Below are 19,041 nucleotides of genomic sequence, written 5' to 3' on the forward strand. Positions count from 1 at the left end.
CCCCCGGCCCCACCGACCCGACGGTCGCCTCCACCGCCCCCGCGGCCGCCTGCCGGGACGGGGCCGCGGGGGCGGTGGAGGCGACCGTCGGGTCGGTGGGGCCGGGGGTCTTCCGCGCCGCGGTGCCGGAGTTCTTCCGCGCCGTGGTGGGGCTCGCGCTCCGCGTCGGGTGTCCGGTGTCGGACGAGGAGTCGGGTGCGGTCGCCGTGGGCGTGACCGAGTGCGGGGATTCCGCGTGCGGGACGAACGGAGAGCTGATGCTGGGGCCGCCCAGCATCGAGCTGATCAGCACGGCGACATAGCCGCCGGCGGGGATCAGCAGCAGCCGGGCGGCGCGGAGCACGCGGCGCTGGCGTCGCCCCGAGGAATCGACGAAGACGGGGCTCGCCGACCCGCCCTGGGGCGTGTCGGGTTCCGGCACGGGGTGGCCGGGTGGGTCGATCACCGGCAGCTGTGCCGTGTCGGACACCGGGAGCTGCTCCGTGGGGAACACCGGCGGGAACGGCCCGGTGAGGGCGTCGCCGTACAGGGGGTCCCATGCTGCCGTGTCCTGCCCTGTCGGGTACGTCCACTGCCCCGTCGAGTGCGTCTGCTGGGCGGTCGGGTGCGTCCACTGTCCCGTCGGGTGCGTCCACTGGGCGGGCTGTACCCCGTCCCAGGGCGGCGCGGCCGTGTCGGTGGCGACGCCCGTGACGCCCCCTCCGTACTCGTGGCCATGGGCATGTCCCTGGCCGTGGGCGTACTGGCGGCCGTAGGCGTACTCGGGGCGGTAGGTGTGCTCCGGACGGTAGGCGTACCCGTGGCGGCCGTAGGCATGGGTGTAGCCGGCGCCGGCGTACGGATCCTCGCCGTACGCCGCTCCGCTTCCGTCTGTCCACCGCACGAGTCGTGTCCCCTGTCCTGGCCGACCGACACAGTCGCCCGCATGGAGAGAGCGAACTCGGCCGGAACTGTTACACCTGGGCCGCACGGGACGGATGAAGCCCCCGGAAAGGGGCGATCCGGGCGAGGAATGCGCAGAGGCGCCGGCCCGCACTCACCGACGACGTGAAGAACCACTGGCCGTTGTGACACTTCTGTGAGGGCGGACGCTGTTCACCATGGGCCGTCGATGCGACCGGAGCGCGGCGGGCGACACGGACTCACCATGAAACCGGAGCGAACGAGGGCAGCTTTGGGTCAGGTAGGGCAAACCCGGCGGGCAGCGACGTACGACGAGGAGTTGGGTGCAGCGGTCTCGCGGGCCCAGGGCGGCGACGAGGCCGCTTTCGCGATGGCCTACCGGATCGTGCAGCCGGCCCTGCTCGGCTATCTGCACGGACTGGTCGGCAGGGACGCGGAGGACGTGGCCTCCGACGCCTGGCTGGAGATCGCCCGCGACCTCGGACGTTTCAAGGGGGACGGGGCCGGGTTCCGCGGCTGGACCACGACCATCGCCCGGCACCGGGCGCTGGACCATCTGCGCCGCCAGCGCGTGCGGCCCCGGGCCGGCGGGACCGAACAGGACGTACTGAACCTGCCCGGACCGCACAACACTCATGACCAGGCCCTGGAGTCCCTCTCCACCGAGCAGGCCCTGGAACTGGTCCGCGGGCTGCCGCGGGACCAGGCCGAGGCGGTGCTCCTGCGGGTCGTCGTGGGACTGGACGCGCCCGCCGCCGCACGCGTCCTCGGCAAGCGTCCGGGAGCGGTGCGCACGGCCGCCCACCGGGGCCTGAAAGGTCTCGCCCGCCGGCTGGGCGTCGGCGACGAGGCGGGCGAAGGTGTGACGGATGGGGCTTCCCGAACGCTGGGGAAGTCGAAATGAACGACGAGGGCGGTCGAGGGCGACAGTGAACGGTCGAAAGATGCCGAGGACCGGCACCTCGACGAATCGAAACGGTCTGACAGGAACGGCCAGGAACGGAAGCGGACATGGGTGAACGGCTGAGCGGCGACGGAGCTCCGGCACGTCACCGGCACGGGCACCCGGACGGCTCCGTGTCCGGCCCTCCGGACGTGCAGGACTCCGCCACGCTGGAAACGATGCTGGGCGCCGCCCTGCGCGCGGACCGTCCCGATCCCGAGGCCGAGCGGCGGGCCCTGGCCGCCTTCCGGGCCGCCGACCACGGCGCGGGCGCACACCGGGCCCGTACCCGGCGCCGGGACGACTGGCGGCCGCGCGAGGAGCGGAGTGCCCGGCGCCCGGCGCGGATGACGTTCGGCGCGGTGTTCGCCAGCCTCGCCCTGGGCGGTGTCGCGTACGCGGCCATCGGTTCGGCCGGCCCGTCCACCGACGGTGCCGGTACCGGCCGGGGGCCCACGCACCCCTCCGTGGTCGCCCCGGATCAGCCGGGCAATACGGCCTCGTCGGCGCCCTCCGGCCGCTCCGGCCGCGGCAACCACCCCTCCTCCGCCAAGGACACCGCGGCCCACTGCCGCGCCTACAAGAAGGTCGAGGGACACGGCAAGGCACTCGACGCGACGGCCTGGCAGCGGCTCGTCGCGGCCGCCGGCGGACGGGACAAGGTCGCCGCGTACTGCTCCGAGCAGCTGGCGCGGGCGACGGCGGCGCCGGGCGGACCGGCCGGCACGGGCAAACCCGGCAAGGGCACTCCGCACGCCGGCAACGGCCCGGGGGGGAACACCGGCGCCTCCGGCAACAGCACGGCCGACGCCAACCCCGGCGGCACGCACGACCCGACCGGAAACGACCGGACAAACGGCGGGAACGGCGGCGGGAAGCACCAGTAGTCCCGCGGCACCCTCGGCAGGCCGGCCCGCCCGGGGGCACCGGCCTCGTACACGTCGGCGTCGGGTGTTCGCTCCCCCGCATCCACGGACGACGCCGGCCAAAAGCGGACGGTTAGACTCGGCCCATGACTGAGTTGGACACGATCACCAGTAATTCCGATCCTGCGGTACAACGCATCATCGATGTCACCAAGCATTCCCGGTCCAACATCAGGACGACATTGATCGAGGACACCGAACCGCTGATGGAATGCATTCGGGCGGGGGTGCAATTCATTGAGGTGTACGGGAGCGACAACACGCCGCTCTCCGCTGAGTTGCTCGACCTGTGCAGGCAGCACGAGGTACCGGTCCGGCTTGTCGATTCAGCGATCGTCAATCAATTGTTCAAGGGGGAGCGGAAGGCCAAGACCTTCGGCATCGCCCGCGTTCCCCGCCCGGCCAAATTCAGCGATATCGCGCAGCGGGACGGGGATGTCGTCCTTCTCGACGGAGCGAAGATCGTCGGGAATATCGGGGCGATCGTGCGGACTTCGCTCGCCCTCGGGGCCTCGGGAATCGTGCTCGTCGACAGCGATCTCACGAGCATCGCCGACCGACGTCTGCTCCGGGCCAGCCGGGGTTATGTCTTCTCGCTCCCCATTGTGCTCGCCAGCCGCGAGGAGGCCGTCTCCTTCGTCCGTGACAGCGGCCTCCGGTTGATGGTGTTCGAGGCCGACGGCGACCTTGCGGTGAAGGAACTCGGCGACGCCCGCGAGCGGCTGGCCCTGACGTTCGGCAGCGAAAAGGGCGGCCCGTCGAACCTGTTCAAGCAGGCGTCCGCGGCATCGGTCTCCATTCCGATGGCCAGCTCCACCGAGTCCCTCAACGTCTCCGTGTCGGTCGGCATCGCGCTGCACGAGAGGGCTCAGCGGAATTTCGCCGTCAGCCGGTGAGTTGCTCCCGGCCGAGCAACTCATCGAAGTCGTCGGTCCCCACGTGCAGAAAGCGTCCGGCGAGCGGATCCAGCTCGCCACGCGCCACGCGGAGCACCGCCGCCACGAAACGGGCGGGGTCCGTCCAGTCCTCACGGCCCGCGCAGACGGCCATGGAGAGCGTCATGTCGGTGCGCACCATGCCGGGGCTGATGTCGAAGAGGTGGACCCCGTGGTCCCGGAGCGGCTCGGCCACGACAGCGGCCAGGGCCAGCAGCGACGCCTTGGAACCGCTGTAGGCGGAGTAGCGGAGGTCCCCCTTCACCGCGAAGATGGAGCTGACGTTGACGATCCGGCCCGACCGACGCCGGATCATCTCCCGTCCCACCGCCTGGCAGGCGTTGACGGTGCCGCGGACGTTCGTTTCGAAGACCTCCCACCAGTGCTCGGGGTCGGCTGCCCAGAAGGGGGCCTCGCCCTGGTCCACCAGCCCGGCGTTGTTCACCAGCAGGTCGACGGGCCCCAGTTCGGCATGGACCGCCCGGGCGGCTTCCCGGATCTCCCGTGGGGAACGGACGTCCGCCACGCAGACGGCGGTGGCGGCCCCGTGCCGTGCGCAGGCACGTGCGGTGTCGTCCAGCCGCCGCCGGTTGCGCCCGATCAGCCCGACCGCCATGCCCGCTTCGGCGAGTCCGGCGGCGAGGATGCTGCCGAGGCCGCGGCCCGCGCCGGTGATCAGCGCCACCTGCCCTCGTAGGGAGGGGAGTTCAGTGCTCACCGGGCCGCCTCCACCGCGAGCTCCCCGAGGGCGCCGGTACCGCTCATGATGGCCTCGCGGTCGCGCCAGTGCGCCCAGAAAGCGCCGGTGTACCCCTGCCTGTTCAGGCTGGTGAGGAACGGGTTGTCGGCGTAATTGTTGTCGTTCTCACTGCTGCCGGAGATGGTCGGCAGCATCACTCGATAGTATTCGGACTTCGGAATGTGGTCCCAGAGGAAATCGACCGAGGCCTGCCATATCCCGTGGGGGCTGCCCACCGTTCCCGGAGCTTCCGGGAGGTCCGGCGAGAAGTAGCAGACCAGCCGGAACTCACCGGATTCGTCGAACATGAATTGCCGTTCGTACTCGATGGGGCTGCTGCATTTCCGCAGCGGCTTCAGGACGATCGGCCGGGTCGCGTTGTTGGACTGCAGTCCGGGGAGCGTGCGGACCCCGTCACACTTCTCGGCCAGAGAGATCGCCAGATCCATGTAGGGAAACAGGCGGAGCCCGAGGCTGAAGCCGGTGACCGTCGCGTCCAGCGCCATCATCCGGTCGACGCACTCGCGCATGGTCGACAGGTTTTCTCCCGGCATGCCGAACAGCGCCTCGACCATCGTCAGCATTCCGTAGCGGTGGCTCAGCTCCACCAGCCGCACCGTGTCGCTGAAGTCGTAGTAGCGCGTGCCCTTCCCGGTCACCTTCCACGCATCGAGCATCTCGGGGCGTACGTGGTCCGCGCCGACGTTCACCCCCGCACAGCCGGCGGCCGCCAGCAGCTCCGCGAATTCCTCGTCGAAGGGCGCGGGCTGGCAGTAGACCCAGAGCCGGAGGTGGCGCAGCGGACCGGCCGGGTCGCTCTCCCGGCGCCGGACGATCTCCCGCAGCAGGCTCTTGCTGTGGGAGATCGAGAGGTTGAATTCGCTGTCCGTGGTGTGCAGGTCGTAGATGCCCTGGGCGGTCAGTGACTCCATCTCGTCCACCACCGCGGCCACCCCGCGGCGCGCGAACTGCGTGCCCTTGGCGTCCGGTTCCACGCAGTGGCTGCATTTGTAGACGCAGCCGCTCTTGGTCAGGATGCTGCCCAGGCCCCCCTCCCGGTAGTAGCGCAGGTTGTCGATCTTGTACGGCTCGCCGGACCGCCGCGTGTAGGAGCGTTCGGTCTCCGCCTGCCACGCCCGGCTCTCGTAACGGCCGACGGCGTCGAACGACAGGGGCGCGGGGGCCGGCAAGGGTGCGGGGGCCGCCACGGGCGCGGGAGCAGCCGCCGCGCGTCCGGTCAGCACCGGCGGGGGCACCCTGGTGACCTGCCCGGGGCCGCGGTTGATGAGCAGTCCCGGGATGTGGTCGGCGGTCCGCCCCTCGACGAGGGCCTGGGCCAGGTCGCAGATGATCTTCTCGCCGGGACCCTTCACACCGAAATCGACGTTGAAGTAGTCGACCAGGGCGAACGGCATGGTGGAGAACCCCACGCCACCGGCGATGACGGGAGCCGCGGTCAGCCCGCGGACCTCGTCGATGACCGCCTTGTACCCATCGATGAACGGGCGTTGTTCAAAGGCGTACACGGTGTCGGTATTGCGGCACGTGACGCCGACCAGCAAGGGGCGGCTGCCGTGGAAGTAATCCCGGAGCGCTTGTTTCCAGTCGCCCACATGGAACGTGAGATCCAGTACGTGCGTGTCGAATCCCTCGGCCTCCAGCGCCGTGGTCAGGACGTCCAGTGCATAGGGCGCGATAGGTGGATAAATTTGGTTGGGGTTGATCAGCGTAATGATGCCTTTGTGTGCCATTGGCTTCCTTCTTACGGCCGGGCGCCGGCGCCGCCCGCGGTCGATACGCGCGGGGGCTGGGAGGTCTCCAGGACGTACTCGGTGACGCGACCGTCGGGGCCGGCGTCGATGGGGTCGGGCAGCGGTTCGGTGAAGGTCAGGGTGTCCCCCGGGGCACCCGCCGCGGCCGGCCAGCACAGGGGCTGGGACAGGTCGACGTACAGGGGCTTGCGGATCCCCGCGCCGGAGGCGGAACGGGCAGCCGTCACCGGGCTCTTGTCGGCCCGGCCGCGCACCACGTCCCAGGGGTCCGGGAGCGTGGTGCTGCGCAGAAACGACCGGCGGGGCACGCCCGTTCGCGCGCACCAGCGGTGCCAGGCCAGCGCCCCCTGGGCCGTCCCCGCCCACGTCCCGCCGGGGAGCGCGGCGCCGGGGACCTTCCAGGTGCGCCGGCTCAGGACGAGGTGACCCAGGGTCAGCCGCGGGTAGTGGCGGACGGTGGCCGGGGACTCCGGCGCCGCCAGGGCGTCCACGTGGTCCCACAGCGTGAGCGTCGCGCCGGACGCCGGCCCGAAGCGGCTCAGCCACCGGTACAGTCCGGGCGCCACGGTGGCCAGGGTCGAGTTGTGCGGGACCGGGAACAGCGGTCGTCCCGGGAAGCGGTCGCTGAACAGCAGCATCCGGCCCCCCACCGCCTGCGCGACACAGGCGGACAGGTCGATGCGGGCCGCGGGGTCGCACTCCAGCGCCCGTCCCGGATAGCTCAGCGCGGCGGGCAGCAACAGCGGGTGCTCATTGACCGTGGCCCCGAGCAACGCGGAGACGTCGACCGGGATTCCGCCCGCCTGGGGCGTTTCCGCGCGTGCCGCCCACGCGCGCAACTCGGCGATCCGGGACGCGTCGAGGTCGGCGGCGACCCGGGCGGCGAAGCGTCCGTAGCCGGTGCCGACGCCGTTGACCACCACCTGGTCGCCGGCGAGTTGTACCGGCCACGCCGCGCACGGGAGGTCCATGACGGCGTCCGGCAGCCCCGCCGCCACCGCGTCCAGCAGGTCGGGATCGCAGCTGACCTCCGTGCCGGGCCCCTCCGCCGCCGCGCGCAGCCCGTCGAAGAGCCGTTGACGGAGGGCGAGCACCGCCGCCAGCTCCTCCGCCGCACAGTCGGCGAGCAGGGCATCGGCTTCCTTCCGGCCCGCGTCGAGGAACCACTCGTACGCCGTCGGCACCGGCACCGGATCCGGCCCGAAGCGGCGCCGGAACGCGATGCCGGTGGCCAGTTGGAACGGCAACTCGAAGCCGAGCAACGGCACGATGCGCTGGACCCGGCCCAGGTCGGCGAGGACCTCGGGGGAGGTCCGCAGGATGCCGTCGTCGGCCCGGACGCCCACGACGTCCGCACTGACCGTCGCGCGGTCGGCCGTCCGGACGCCGGTGCCCAGGGTGTGGGAGAGGGCAGCGATGCCCTCCTTCGCGCCGCGCAGTGCGGCGGTGCGCGCCGCCCCGGCGGTGGCGAGCGCGTCCTCCGCGTCGCGCAGCGCGCAGAGCGCGTCGTGCACGTCCTGGGCCCGCCGGGCCTCCTCCCCCTCGGCGCCCGGCGCCGGGACCGTGGCGTCGGCCACCGCACACAGCGTCCGCCGGCCGTGGGTCGGCAGGCGTGGTCCGGCCTCCAGCAGCCCGCGCTCGATGAGCCGCGTCAGCGTGTCGGGCAGCGCGCCACCGGGCGCGACGGTGTCCAGGCGGACCGGGTCCCGCAACTGGTGCAGCGTGCCGGCCAGCGCCGCTCCGCACCGCGCGGACCGCACCCGCTCGGTGCCGTTCGCCGCGTTCACCAGCCAGGTCACGCGCAGGCCGTCGGGGTGTTCCCGGACCGCCGCGCTCGGGTTGACGGTGAGCCACAGCAGCTCCGGCTCAAGGCTCCGGTAGCCGCCGGTGGCGATCCACTGCCGCACCCACTCGACCACGACGCGATCCACCCGCACATGGGTGCGCGGCGGGGTCGTCGCAGCGCCCCGGAAGAGCACGTCGGTGGTGGCGAAACCGGCGAACGGCGTGGGCTTGGTCGCGGCGCGGTGCACCAGGCGGAGCAGCGTGAGGGCCCTGCGCCGGGCCTTCTTGCCCGTGGTCGCGTCCAGCACACCGACCGGTCCGGCGGCCAGCAGGCCGGGCACCGACAGCTCGACGGACCAGGCGATGTCCTCCTCGCGCAGCGCCGCGTCCACGGTCGCGCCGGCGGTCTCGGCCAGTTTCCCCAAGGCCAGGCCGAGTTCGCGTTCGGACGTGTCGCGGGACGCCAGGGTGCGCGTGTACGCCGCGATCCGGTCGGCGGTGGCCGCGTCCACCGGCAGCCCCGTCGGGAGCGGCCGGGCGTTGAACGCGGCGCGCCGCGCCCGCAGCACGTCCCGGCGCTGCTCCTGACGCACCGTCGGCACCAGCGTGCCGAGGTGGTCGGCGAGCACGGCGCCGCGGCGGTGGGCGGCGTCCTCGGCGGCGGCCCATGCTCCGGCCGCCTGCCACACCCCGTCGCTGCCCAGATCCACCACGACGGAACCGGGCAGCCGGCAGCGCCGGCGCACCGCGACCGGGCCCAGGGTGACGCGGTCGGTGGGCGGTGGTGCGTCGTTCCCGCTCACTGCCGCCATGCGATCTCCAGCGGCAGGCTGTCCAGTCCCCGGTGGAGGAAGTGCGGCGTCCAGGCGGGCTCGGCCGCGAGCCGGAGCCCGGACCACCGCCGGCCGACCGCTTCCAGCAGCACCCGGCCCTCGGTACGCGCCAGGTGCGCGCCGAGGCACACGTGGCGTCCCTCGCCGAAGCTGACCCCCGCGTGGTCGGCCTGCGCGCCGCTGGTGAGCAGCTCGTGGTTGGCCGCGCCGAGCATCACCCTGATCATGTCGCCGGGGCGGATGCGCTCCCCTTCGAGGGTGCACTCCTCCTGTGCCACCCGGACGGTGAACGTGAGCGGGGATTCGCCCAGCAGGAGCCGGTCGACCTCCGCCGCGGTGTCGACCTCGCCGGCCGACAGGCCCGCCAGCAGCTCGGGGTGGGTGGCCAGGCGCAGCAGCAAGCCGCTGAGCATGTTGCGGGAGGTGTCGTGGCCGGCGATGTAGAGGCTGAAGACGTTGGCGAGGACCTCGGTGTCGGACAGCGCCTCCGAGGTGTCCCGCGCGTCGACGGCGAGTGCCAGCACGGAGTCGGGCATCAGGCGGTCCGGGGTGGCCCGCCACCGCTGGACGAGCCGGCCGAGGTCGTCCACCCGGGCCAGCGCGTTGCCGACGTCGTCCCCGGAGGGCCGCCCCGACGCCACGCCGCCGCCCCTGCTGATCACTCGGCAGAGCTCACTGACCTCGTGGCGGTCGTTCTCGGGGATCCCGACGAGGTCGCCGATCACGCTCACCGGCAGGCGCGCGCTGATCCGGGCGACGCCGTCCATGGTCGGACACCGCCCGGCGTCGTCCAGGAGCGCCGCCATGGCGGCCTCGATCCGAACGGTCCGCGCGCGCACCGCCCGAGGGGTGAAGAGCCGTCCGAGGAAGCGGCGCAGGCGCGCGTGGCGTTCTCCCTCCGAGGCCAGCAGCATGCTCTGGAAGAAGCCCGCGTGGCTGCCGTTCTCCGACCACTCCGACTCCGGTGGCGGGCCGGGCAGGCGGAAGCGGGGATCGCGTAACACCAGCCGCGCGAGGTCGTAGCCGGTCACCACCCAGGTCCGGTCGGGTCGGCTCCACACCAGGGGCCCCTGGCGGTGCATGCGTGCGTAGAGCGGGGCCGGGCACCTCAGCAATGCCTCGGTGACTGCCGCACGAGTGGGTCCGGTCGTCATGCCATCACGCTCTTTCTCAGCGAAGCACCTTGCCGCGTGCGTCATAGGCGGCCTCGTCGGCCGGCCGGCAGACGACGTGGTGCGGTGTCACGGGGGCGGGGAGTCGTCGGCAGGCGTCGCGGACCCGGGCTTCGGTGATGTCGCCCACCGCGATGACGGTCAGGCGATCGCCGGTCCGGGAGCGGTCGAGGGCCACCGAGGCGTCCGTGACGCCGGGCAGCGCCCGCACGGCGGCGGTGATCTCCCGCGGGTAGACACTGACGCCGTCGACCTTGACCAAGTCGTCCTTGCGGCCGTCCAGGACGAAGCCGCCGTCGGCCGGGTGGGCGAGATCACCGGTGGTCACCGCGCCGTCCGGCCGGGTCGTCAGCCGTCCGCCGGTCACCGCGAACCGGGTGTCGGGGCCGCGGGTCCACAGCGTGCCGACCCCGTCCGGCCCGATGTCCTCCAGCCACACCGGCTTGCCGGGCAGCGGCGCTCCCACGTAGCCGTCGTCGCGCACCGCACGGTCGACGGTGACGAGTCCCGTCTCGGTGGAACCGAGCATGGTGAGGAATTGGCTGCCGGGGAATCCCGTGCTGATGCGCTCCGCCCGCTCCGGGGTGAGGCCACCGCCGGCGGGGACGAAACACGTGTGGGAGAAGGCGCGTTGGCCGGCCGCGGTCCGGGCGCCCAGCACGGCGAGCGCCGGCGGCGCCAGGCACACCCCCGCCCGCCCGGCCAGCTCGCCGATCGCCGTCTCCCACCCGCTCGGCCGGAACAGCACCAGGTCGCGGCCGAGCATCATGGCCGGCGCGACCACCATGTAGAAGGCCGCCGCGAAATCGATCGCGGAGCACGTGGCGAACACCTCGGCCGAGGCGTACTCCGGCAGGCCGCGGGCGTACAACTCGACCGCGGACGCCACCGCGTGGGGCCGGCCGAAGAGCAGTTTCGGCCGCCCGGTGGTGCCCGACGACGCCGTGGCGTAGGTGGGCCCGTCCACGCCCGGCGGTGGCGCCGCCTGCGGCCCGGCCGCCAGCAGTGTGCCGTCGCCCACGGCAGCGTGTCCGGCGGCGCCCCACCGGGCCGGGTCGCCCAGCACCCAGCGGGGCGCGGGGTCCAGCAGGCCGAGCGCGAGCAGCCCCACGAGCGACCGTTCGCCGCCGTCCGAGGGGACGACCCAGCCGTGCGGCGCGTCGGGCAGCTCCGCCGCCAACTCCTCGGCCCGCGCCAGCAGCGAGGGCCAGGAGAACCGTCCGCGCTCGGTCACCACGCCCGCGCCAGAGCCGCGCAGCACGGGTGCGGCCTGCGTCAGCCATGCTCCGAGAGCGCCCATGTCACCCACTCCCTGATGGTCGTCGGGCCCCGCAGGTCCTCGGGGACGATCACGCCGTTCTCCTTCAGCACCACGTACGTCACTTCGCGCTCCAGCGACGTCAACGGCCGGTCGAGGTCCTCCTCTTCGAGGGCGTCGGTCAGCGCGCGGGTGAGCGAGGCACCGTCGGCCGCCGGCGGGGAGCACACCACGGGCAGCCGCCGCGGCATGTCGAAGCGGATGTGCCGGACCCGCTCGATCTCCGCGTCGGCCGGCGCGGCGTCCGGCGCGAGGTGGTGCAGCGCCTGGAAGAGCTCTTGCGCCTGGTGCCGGGCGAGTCGGGCGCCGAGGCAGCGGTAGGCACCCCACCCGAAGGAGAACAGCGCCCGGCCGGCCACCGGGTCGTCGTCCAGCCGGTTGGCGTCCGCGACCCGGACCGAGATGACCTGCCCGGACCGGAACTCGTGACCGTCGAGCTGGAACGGCTCCCGGACCACGCGCTCCAGCGTCTTGAGCGGGGGCTCCGCACGGAGGGCCTCATCGAGCAGGCTCTCCCGGGATGCGGCGTCGGCGAGCGCCCCCGGTGTGCCGAGGATCCGTACGGCGGCGTTCCCGAGCATGCCGGACACCGTTTCCAGGGAGGCCTGCACCAGCATCACGGCGTTGGCCTCGATGTCCTCGTCCGACAGGTCCAACGTCCCGGCGTGCCAGGCGCCGAGCACCGACGCCGCCGGCGCGGCCGGCCGGGCCGCCGCCACGATCTCCCGGACCCGGACCAGCGCGGCATGGCCCGCACGGACCGCCTCCGCGGGGTCGTCGAGCCGGGCGGCGTAGGCGACCAGCGCGACCTGCTGGCTCAGCTTGTGCAGCCGCCGGTAGTCGTCGTCCGTGAAGCCGATGAGCCGCGCCCCGACGCGCACCGCGTACGGAAACGCCACGGCGGTCATGAACTCGCCGCCCCCGGACGCCGCGAACCGGCGCACGATGTCCTCGGCGCCCCGCCGCAACTCCGGCGTGCGGGCCTCGATCGCGTCGGCGTCGAAGAATCCGCCGAACGCCCTGCGGAGCACCTGATGGCGTGCGGGGCCGGTCTGCAGCATGACGCGTTCGGCGAACGCGGCGATCTCGTCGACCTGGGGGCGCAGTGCGTCGGGCAGCTTCGTGACGAGGTGGGCCATGACCGGCTGCGGTTCCAGGACGCCCAGCCGGTGGTCGCCGAGCAGCCGAACCGTCAGGGACCGGCTGCTGACCACCCATCCCAAACCGTTGGGCAGGGGACTCAGCCCCTCGGGCGTCGCCGCGGGGGCGGCCGAGGCCGCGGTCTCAGGGGAATGGGTGCGGCTCATGCCGTACCTCCTCGATGGGGAACTCAACGGGGCCGATGCCGTTCCTGGCCCGGAACGCCTGGAGGGTCTCGGGCGGCGGCAGCCGTCGGTGCCGGTGGCCGAAGGTCATCGGCACGGTGCCCGGCACGATCGCCTTCACGCAGCTCAGGCCCAGGCGATCCAGTTCGCCGGTGGTGTGGTCCACGACGAAGACCTCCTGTCCGTCGCGCCGCGCCGCCGCGAGCATCGCGGCGAGATCCGCCGCGACGTCGCCGGCCGGTGGCGCGGGGGCCACGGCCGGCGACGGGTTCGGCGGCACCCCGTCGAGGAGGAAGGAGAACCGCGACCGGGCCCCGGGCAGGGCTCCCACCAGGGCGTGGTCCTCCATGCGGCGCACGAGGTCGGGGGCGTGCAGGGCGCGCTCCAACTCGGGGCGGCGGCGCCGGTATTCCACCGTGATCACGGGCGCCGCGGCGGCCATCTCGTGGACCGCCCCGAGCAGCGCCCTCTCCACCGTGAGCCCCGAGCCCGCGGTCACCAGGGTCGCCGGCAGCTCCGGATCGGGTGAGGTCGTCACGAGCAGGGCCACGGGAACGTCGAACGCGCCGAGGGCCCGGAAGGCCCGCAGGTCGCGTCCGGTCCGGTGCCGCACCGTCCGCACGGCGCGGGCGGCTTCGCCCGTCAACCCGCCGAGGTCGATCTCCGGCAACGGCGTCCCGGAGTACCACGCGCACAGAAAGGCGTCGCGCTCGGCCACCTCCAACAAGGCGGCCAGCAGGGCCTCTTCGACGCCGGATCCCAGTGCGCACCCGTTGGAGTTCTCGTAGACGAACCGCGGGCCGGTGTCCGGGCGCCTGGTCGCGCCGTAATACGCGACGTGGAACGGCACCAGCGCCGGCCGCCCGGTGTGCGCCGAGTACGCCTGGGCCCACCCCGTCCGGGTGTCCGGCGTGAACGGCGTGTACTCGAATCCGGGCTGCCGGTACGCCTCGTCGGGGTGCAGGAGCAGGGAGCGGGGGTCGACCGCGTCGTCGAGTTCGGCGAACGCGGCGAAGCGGACGGGGTCGCGGCCGCCGCAGTGCCACCCGGCGTACCGCTCCAGGCCTTCCAGGATCGCGGCGGGCCGGGCCCCCGCGTAGTCCTCGGCCCGCCCGATCGCGATCTCGTCGAATCCCCAGACGGTGGGCACCCGCACCTGCGTCGAGGGCAGGGCGGCCCGGTCGCCGACCGCGGCGGACCGGGTGAGGCCCGACCACGCGTCGAGGTACTCCTGCTCCAGTCGCTCGGCGTACCGGGCGGCCGGGACGCGTCGTGCCGAGCCCACGCCGGTCGTGGGCAGGGGCCTGGACAGGTCGGGAAGGGGCGGCGGCAGCGGGCGGCGGCTGCCGAGGCAGTGCGGTGCGGTGCACAAGGTGTGCGGGAGCGCCGGGTGCCAGTCGCCGGTCAACCGCGCGGGCCCGACCGCGAAGGCGGCGTCGACGCCGCGCGGGGGCACTCCGGCGGCCAGCCGCTCCGCCTCGTCGCGCACCACGGCCGCCACCAGGCGCAGGGCTCCGGGCGGCAGCCAGCCGCCGCGCCGTGCGGACAGCCGGCGCGGGACGGACTCCGCCCCCGTGGGCACGCCCTCGGGACCGTCCGCCGCCCGTACGCGCAGCGCCAGGCAGTGCGGGCAGCCGGGTTGACCGGGCCGCATCACCGGGCCGACGACGACCCGGCCGCGGAGCCCGTACACGGGCACGACGACCGTGTCCGCCGCCGGGAGGTCCGAGAGGTCGGCATCCCAGTCCAGGTGCACCACGACGACCGGGCGGCCGTCCCCGGCCGCGGGCGCGCCGTCCGCGGTGCGGACCTCGACCGCGTCGCCGACCCCTCGGCGCAACTCCGCCGCGGGACCGTCGGGGAGACGGGGCGCCCGGCGGCGCGACGTCAGCGTTTCGCTCATCCCGCGCGTCCCGGAGTCAGGACGATGCCGGTCAGGTCGGCGGCGACCAGCGGCGGGAGGGCGGGCTCGCGCCAGGCCAGGCCGAGTGCGGACGCGACCTCGTCGACCCGGCGCTCCTCCGGGACCGTGCCCGTCCACGCCGTCACGGCCGTCACGTGGTCGCCGTGCCCGAGCTGTCCCCGCGCCAGGGCGGCCAGCAGCGCGCGCTCCGCCGCCTGGTCGGGGTCGAAGCCGGTCCGGGTGACGGTGCCGTCCACCCGGGCCCGCCACAGTCCGCTCGGATGGCGCGCCGTGCTGAGCTCGACGTCCCCGCCGGCCAGTTCGGCGAGCGCGCGGGCCCGCTCGGAGCGGGCCGTGCCCTCCCGGCGTTCCGCACCCGCGTCGTCCGGTGCCGCGTCGTCCGGTGCCGCGTCGGCCAGTGCCGAGTCGGCCCAGCGGAGCAGGGCGCGGGCACGTGCCTCGGCGCTGTCCTTGCCCACGCCCACGACGGCGTCGCCGCTGGTGGGGAGCGTCGCCTCGACCGCGGTCAGGGCGGCCTCGGCGCGGGCGTCGGCCACGGATTCCGCCACGATGACCGGGCCGTCGGCCGAGCCCGTCGGCTCGCCGCGCCCCGGCGGGTTGATCCGCAGGCGCAGCGCCGTGAGCGGGAACTGCGGGAGCTGTTCGGGGGTGCAGGAGAACAGCGGGCCGAAGCACCGCGCGCCGAAGACCGAGTCGGGGAACCGGGTCCGCCGACCGACCGCCGGAGCGACCGACGGGTCCGCCGGGCCGGCGGGCACCGCATGCCCGGGGCACTCGGGGTCCGGATCGACGTCCGTGCGCCAGATGCTGAGCCGGGTCAGGTCCACCACCACGCCCTCGCCCAGCACGGCGTCGTCGCCGCCGGCGACGTACTGGAACACCTCCTGTGCCAGCACGGTCGCCGCCACCGACACCGGTACGTACCCGAGCCCGTCGGACGGCGGCAGCTCGACGGCCTGGTGGGCCAGGCGCCGCCAGGCGCAGCGGACGCAGGCCCGGCCCGACCGGGGCACCTGCCCCTTCAGGAGCATCGCCTGACCGCGGACCAGCGCCGCCCAGGCGCCACTGCCGAGCGCTTCGGCCCGGTCCAGCAGCCGCCAGGCGTCCGCTTCTTCTCCGGGGGCGAAGACCCCGATCACGGTCCGTCCGTCGAGGTCCCCGTCCGGGCCGGACAGGGATACCGGCGCACCCTGCCGGCCGAAGTCCTCCGCGAGTTCCTGGAGTTCCTTCCCGGGCGCCGTGTCCAGCAGCACGAGGTCGCCGAAGCCGGTCTCCATCAGCGTCGTCGCCAGCGGCCCCACCCGCTCGGCGGGGCCCGCCACGGCCAGCGGGTGCCGCCGGACACGGGCGAAGCCCTCCGCCGGACGGGCGGTGAAGTGGCGGAGGTACTCCGCCTGTTGGGGGAAGAGACGGGCCGACTCCGGGTCGTCGGCCCCCTCGTCGGCGGGTTCGGGCCGCAGCACCTTCCGCTGCTCCAACGCCTTCAGCAGCTTGTCCACGAAGGCGGCCTGCTCGGGCTTGAGCGCGCCGAGGAGCTCGTCGGGCACCACACCGCGGTCCAGGAGGGGGGCGAGTTTCTCCACCCAGGTCGCGACCGTCTTGCCGTTCAGGGTGAACGAGCCGTCCGTCGTACGGATCCACACCCCGTTGGGCACCGGTACGTAGTAGGCATCGGCGCGCAGGCGCAGCACAGTGCCGGTCATATCCCACCCCCGTCGCCCGCCGGCGCGGCGAGCGGACTCAGACTGTTCTCCAGATACAGGCCCCGGCGGTAGCCGCCCACGGGGACCATCAGCAAGGACGTCAGGCGTCGGGCCCCCAGTCCGAGGGCCTCGTCGAGCACGCCGCTGACGAAGCCCAGCACCGGGTGTGCGGACCTGCCGTCCCGCGCCGCGCACACGGCCAGGCGCTGGGCGAGAACACCGGCCAGCAGATGCTGGGTGCGGTAGCCGACCGGACCGCTCGCACCGCGGTGCGGCTCGGTGGCACCGACCATGACGGCGATCAGCGGTGCCTGTCCGACGTTCATGTAGTGCGCGAACATGCTCCGCTGGACCACCGGCCCGAAGTCCCCGTCGGCAAGCCGGGCGAGCCGGCGCCCGTCCTGCTGCGGCAGGTAGGCCCCCGGGGGCACCCCCGGCACGGAGCGGACGACCAGCACGCACCGCGGGTGCGTCAGGGCGGGGCCGTCCCCGCTCCCGGTCACGTCGCAGTCCAGCGGGGCGAGCACCTGGGGCAGCCAGTCCGCCAGGACGTCCGCGGGGAGCGGTGCGCCCCTCAGCTGCTCACCGAGGGCCGACCGGGCCCAGGAGTCGGCGACCGACAGCGGCCGCCCGGACACCGCGGGCAGCTCCGCGTCCGCCCGGTCGGCCAGGTCCGCCGGCACGACGGCCGGAAGGTCGATCGGCCGGCCGGGACGTCCGGCCGCCAGGCAGGCGGCGTGCATGCGGCGGGTACCGGTGGTGGGGCCGGGCGGCGCGGAGGCCCCCAGCCAGCGGGGCCGTCCGACCGGAGCCGCGGGGCCGGCGGCCGGCCCCCGCTCCGCCTCGGCGGGTTCCCCCAGCGCGATGTCGACCACGGCCGGGGTGGCCTCTTCCTCGGGGTCGAGCCCGAGGAGGTCGGCGATCCGCCGCTCGTCCACGCCGAACGCCACGCGCGCGGGCAGGTTCCACGAGCGGGCGGCGAGCGCGAACTGGCCGACCACCGCCCCGGTGTCCATCGCGCCGAGCCGGTAGGAGAAGTCGCCGTACTTGAAGTAGTTCTTCCACAGCGGCTGGGTGAGGACGATCCGCACGCTGCCCGCCGGGGGCGCCAGCTCCGCCGGCGGCCGGCCGCGGGACAGCACCGCCAGGGCATGGCGCACCGCGTCGTAGTGGTGGATCCCCGCGTCCAGGCCCTCCGTGCCCGCGGTGACCACGTAGCACTCGGCCGGGTACGTCACGCCGCCCGAGGGCATGGCGCGGCGGAGCTGGTAGTGCGGGTTGCGGTGGACCGGCGTGGGCTCCTCGGGGCTGCTCTTGGCGATGCCGGCGGGGTACCACCGCACACCGGTCAGGCCGTAGCCGGCCTGGAGCAGCGCGCCGAGCCGGGTGGCCGGGTCGGACGCGGCGAACGCGGCCGCCGCGGCGGGGCCACCGGCCGCGACCGTCCGCGACATCGTCGGCAGGTCCCTGCGGGGCAGGTCGGCGTACCAGCGGAAGGGGCTGGGGATGTTCCGCCAGTCGATCTGCCAGTGCTGCGGGTGGACCTCCTCGTAACTGCCGCGGAGCCTGCGGACGAAGGCGTCCACGCCCGCGTCGTCGAACGGTCCGCGCTCCGAGGGGTCACCGGAGAGCGGCGGTGCGCCGGTGTCGGCCGCGGTCATCCGGAGACCTCGGCTTCCGGCTGCACGGACCGGATGAGCTCCGCCGCGTCGAGGTCGTACTCCTCCTCGAAGGCGCGGGCGATCAGGTAGAAGAGCGTGTACCGGTCGGCCAGCAGGAAGCCCAGCCGGTAGAGGTGCCAGTTGGTGTACGCCTGGGCCAGCCGGGAGGCCAGGAACCGGCGGTCCTCACGGATCATGCCCTGGTAGTACGTGTTGTCGGCGATGGCCCGGTGGATGCCGGCCACCGGGGGCTCCGGCAGGTCGGCGAGCCACTCCACCTTCGGCCTGCGGTAGAGGCCGTCGGGCGACGGGGTGAGCTTGGCCGTTTCGGCCTTCCGCGGGGTGGCGTAGAGGTAGAAGCGGCCTTCGTCGAAGCCCTTCCGGATGGCCGGGAGATAGCCGCGCAGCCGCACCGCCCACTCACGGGCCAGTTCGGGGACGTCGGCCAGGTCACCCTCCGGGTCCTGCATCTGCTCGACCAGTGCGCGCAGGCGCGGCCGCAACAGGTCGCGGTTCTGCTCGTACCGCTGGGCGTGCTTGGCCCGGGTGCCCTCCGGGTCCCGGATCAGCAGCATGTAGCCCTCGAACGTCGCCAGGTAGGAGAGGTAGCCGGCCTTGAAGCCGAACTTGGCGACGGGCGGCGGCAGATGGGGGGCGAGCAGCACGCCGCTGCACACGAGGAAGTCGAAGGCCGCGGCGAGGCGGAGCGCGCGGTCGCCGCGCGTGGCACGGAGGGTCCGCAGCGCCAGCGGCGTGGTCTCGGTCCAGAACGCCTCCGCCAGTCCCAGTCCGGCCTCGCCGCCCAGCCAGTCGTGCTCGTGGTTGTACGGCTGGTGCGCGAAGGGGTCGTCGGACGCCGCGGGCCCGATGTGCTCCATGATCCGGGACTTCAGGCGGCGTTCGACCGACGGGCTCCGGGTCGCGAAACGCAACCGCAGGAACGGCCGGCCGCCGTAGTTCTCCCGCAGGTAGAACCATGACTCCGTCTCGCCGAGTGCCACCGACTCCTCCAGCGTGGGCGCGGCCACGTCGAGAAGGAGGTCTTCCTGCACCGACCACGGGACGCTGACGGTGAGATCCTTTTGTTCACTGCTGGACATGG

13 protein-coding genes and 1 pseudogene are annotated in these 19,041 nt (G+C 73.7%); 3 read left to right on the top strand and 11 right to left on the bottom strand.

Annotation, left to right across the window (positions count from 1 at the left end):
• A pseudogene (locus EST92_RS04635) lies at nucleotides 1-883 on the bottom strand (hypothetical protein); the annotation flags it as partial.
• Between the two features lie 291 nt (nucleotides 884-1,174).
• Between EST92_RS04635 and EST92_RS04640 the strand changes: the two are divergent.
• The 3 genes from EST92_RS04640 to nshR all read left to right on the top strand — a co-directional run bounded on the left by EST92_RS04640 (nucleotide 1,175) and on the right by nshR (nucleotide 3,668).
• Complete coding sequence (locus EST92_RS04640; protein WP_129279655.1) at nucleotides 1,175-1,807, top strand: RNA polymerase sigma factor; 633 nt, start codon at nucleotides 1,175-1,177, stop codon at nucleotides 1,805-1,807.
• 191 nt (nucleotides 1,808-1,998) lie between these two features.
• Complete coding sequence (locus EST92_RS04645; RefSeq protein WP_129279656.1) at nucleotides 1,999-2,733, top strand: hypothetical protein; 735 nt, start codon at nucleotides 1,999-2,001, stop codon at nucleotides 2,731-2,733.
• A gap of 125 nt (nucleotides 2,734-2,858) precedes the next feature.
• On the top strand, nucleotides 2,859-3,668 hold the full coding sequence (gene nshR / locus EST92_RS04650) for an NshR/TsnR family 23S rRNA methyltransferase (protein WP_129279657.1): 810 nt from the start codon (nucleotides 2,859-2,861) through the stop codon (nucleotides 3,666-3,668).
• Here nshR and EST92_RS04655 read toward each other — a convergent pair.
• Genes EST92_RS04655 through EST92_RS04700 form a run of 10 tightly spaced genes read right to left on the bottom strand, consistent with a single transcriptional unit; the run spans nucleotide 3,658 to nucleotide 19,039 of the window.
• Nucleotides 3,658-4,425: an SDR family oxidoreductase gene (locus EST92_RS04655; protein WP_129279658.1), complete on the bottom strand. Its 768-nt coding sequence runs from the start codon at nucleotides 4,423-4,425 to the stop codon at nucleotides 3,658-3,660. The two genes, nshR and EST92_RS04655, sit on opposite strands and share 11 nt — an antisense overlap.
• Entirely contained in the window at nucleotides 4,422-6,197 is a 1,776-nt protein-coding gene (gene tsrT / locus EST92_RS04660; protein WP_129279659.1) for a tryptophan 2-C-methyltransferase, read from the bottom strand. The genes EST92_RS04655 and tsrT overlap by 4 nt, the downstream gene beginning before the upstream one ends.
• An 11-nt stretch (nucleotides 6,198-6,208) precedes the next feature.
• Nucleotides 6,209-8,815 carry a lantibiotic dehydratase gene (locus tag EST92_RS04665; protein ID WP_129279660.1) on the bottom strand — a complete coding sequence of 869 codons (2,607 nt, stop codon included), beginning with the start codon at nucleotides 8,813-8,815 and terminating at the stop codon, nucleotides 6,209-6,211.
• Nucleotides 8,803-9,990 carry a cytochrome P450 gene (locus tag EST92_RS04670; protein ID WP_161981698.1) on the bottom strand — a complete coding sequence of 396 codons (1,188 nt, stop codon included), beginning with the start codon at nucleotides 9,988-9,990 and terminating at the stop codon, nucleotides 8,803-8,805. Before EST92_RS04670 ends, EST92_RS04665 begins: the two co-directional genes overlap by 13 nt.
• Nucleotides 9,991-10,006: 16 nt before the next feature.
• Nucleotides 10,007-11,308 (bottom strand): class I adenylate-forming enzyme family protein, encoded by a 1,302-nt coding sequence (locus EST92_RS04675; protein WP_129279662.1) that lies wholly within the window; start codon nucleotides 11,306-11,308, stop codon nucleotides 10,007-10,009.
• Complete coding sequence (locus tag EST92_RS04680; RefSeq protein ID WP_129279663.1) at nucleotides 11,284-12,633, bottom strand: cytochrome P450; 1,350 nt, start codon at nucleotides 12,631-12,633, stop codon at nucleotides 11,284-11,286. The genes EST92_RS04675 and EST92_RS04680 overlap by 25 nt, the downstream gene beginning before the upstream one ends.
• The gene (locus EST92_RS04685) at nucleotides 12,611-14,554 is read right to left on the bottom strand and encodes a TOMM precursor leader peptide-binding protein (protein ID WP_129279664.1); all 1,944 of its coding nucleotides are present in this window, start codon (nucleotides 14,552-14,554) and stop codon (nucleotides 12,611-12,613) included. Before EST92_RS04685 ends, EST92_RS04680 begins: the two co-directional genes overlap by 23 nt.
• Nucleotides 14,551-16,278, bottom strand: a complete 1,728-nt coding sequence (locus EST92_RS04690) for a hypothetical protein (RefSeq protein WP_129279665.1) — start codon at nucleotides 16,276-16,278, stop codon at nucleotides 14,551-14,553. The genes EST92_RS04685 and EST92_RS04690 overlap by 4 nt, the downstream gene beginning before the upstream one ends.
• Entirely contained in the window at nucleotides 16,275-17,939 is a 1,665-nt protein-coding gene (locus tag EST92_RS04695) for a SagB family peptide dehydrogenase (protein WP_129279666.1), read from the bottom strand. Before EST92_RS04695 ends, EST92_RS04690 begins: the two co-directional genes overlap by 4 nt.
• On the bottom strand, nucleotides 17,936-19,039 hold the full coding sequence (locus tag EST92_RS04700) for a lantibiotic dehydratase C-terminal domain-containing protein (RefSeq protein WP_161981699.1): 1,104 nt from the start codon (nucleotides 19,037-19,039) through the stop codon (nucleotides 17,936-17,938). The genes EST92_RS04695 and EST92_RS04700 overlap by 4 nt, the downstream gene beginning before the upstream one ends.
• Between the last annotated feature and the right edge of the window lie 2 nt (nucleotides 19,040-19,041).

Source organism: Streptomyces sp. TM32 (assembly GCF_004122755.1).
GTDB lineage: Bacteria > Actinomycetota > Actinomycetes > Streptomycetales > Streptomycetaceae > Streptomyces > Streptomyces sioyaensis.

Bases quoted from the DNA above. Each gene is read 5' to 3' on its own strand.
- nshR (WP_129279657.1), top strand. From the start codon at position 2,859: ATGACTGAGTTGGACACGATCACCAGTAATTCCGATCCTGCGGTACAA.
- tsrT (WP_129279659.1), bottom strand. From the start codon at position 6,197: ATGGCACACAAAGGCATCATTACGCTGATCAACCCCAACCAAATTTAT.
- EST92_RS04665 (WP_129279660.1), bottom strand. From the start codon at position 8,815: ATGGCGGCAGTGAGCGGGAACGACGCACCACCGCCCACCGACCGCGTC.
- EST92_RS04670 (WP_161981698.1), bottom strand. From the start codon at position 9,990: ATGACGACCGGACCCACTCGTGCGGCAGTCACCGAGGCATTGCTGAGG.
- EST92_RS04675 (WP_129279662.1), bottom strand. From the start codon at position 11,308: ATGGGCGCTCTCGGAGCATGGCTGACGCAGGCCGCACCCGTGCTGCGC.
- EST92_RS04680 (WP_129279663.1), bottom strand. From the start codon at position 12,633: ATGAGCCGCACCCATTCCCCTGAGACCGCGGCCTCGGCCGCCCCCGCG.
- EST92_RS04685 (WP_129279664.1), bottom strand. From the start codon at position 14,554: ATGAGCGAAACGCTGACGTCGCGCCGCCGGGCGCCCCGTCTCCCCGAC.
- EST92_RS04690 (WP_129279665.1), bottom strand. From the start codon at position 16,278: ATGACCGGCACTGTGCTGCGCCTGCGCGCCGATGCCTACTACGTACCG.
- EST92_RS04695 (WP_129279666.1), bottom strand. From the start codon at position 17,939: ATGACCGCGGCCGACACCGGCGCACCGCCGCTCTCCGGTGACCCCTCG.
- EST92_RS04700 (WP_161981699.1), bottom strand. From the start codon at position 19,039: ATGTCCAGCAGTGAACAAAAGGATCTCACCGTCAGCGTCCCGTGGTCG.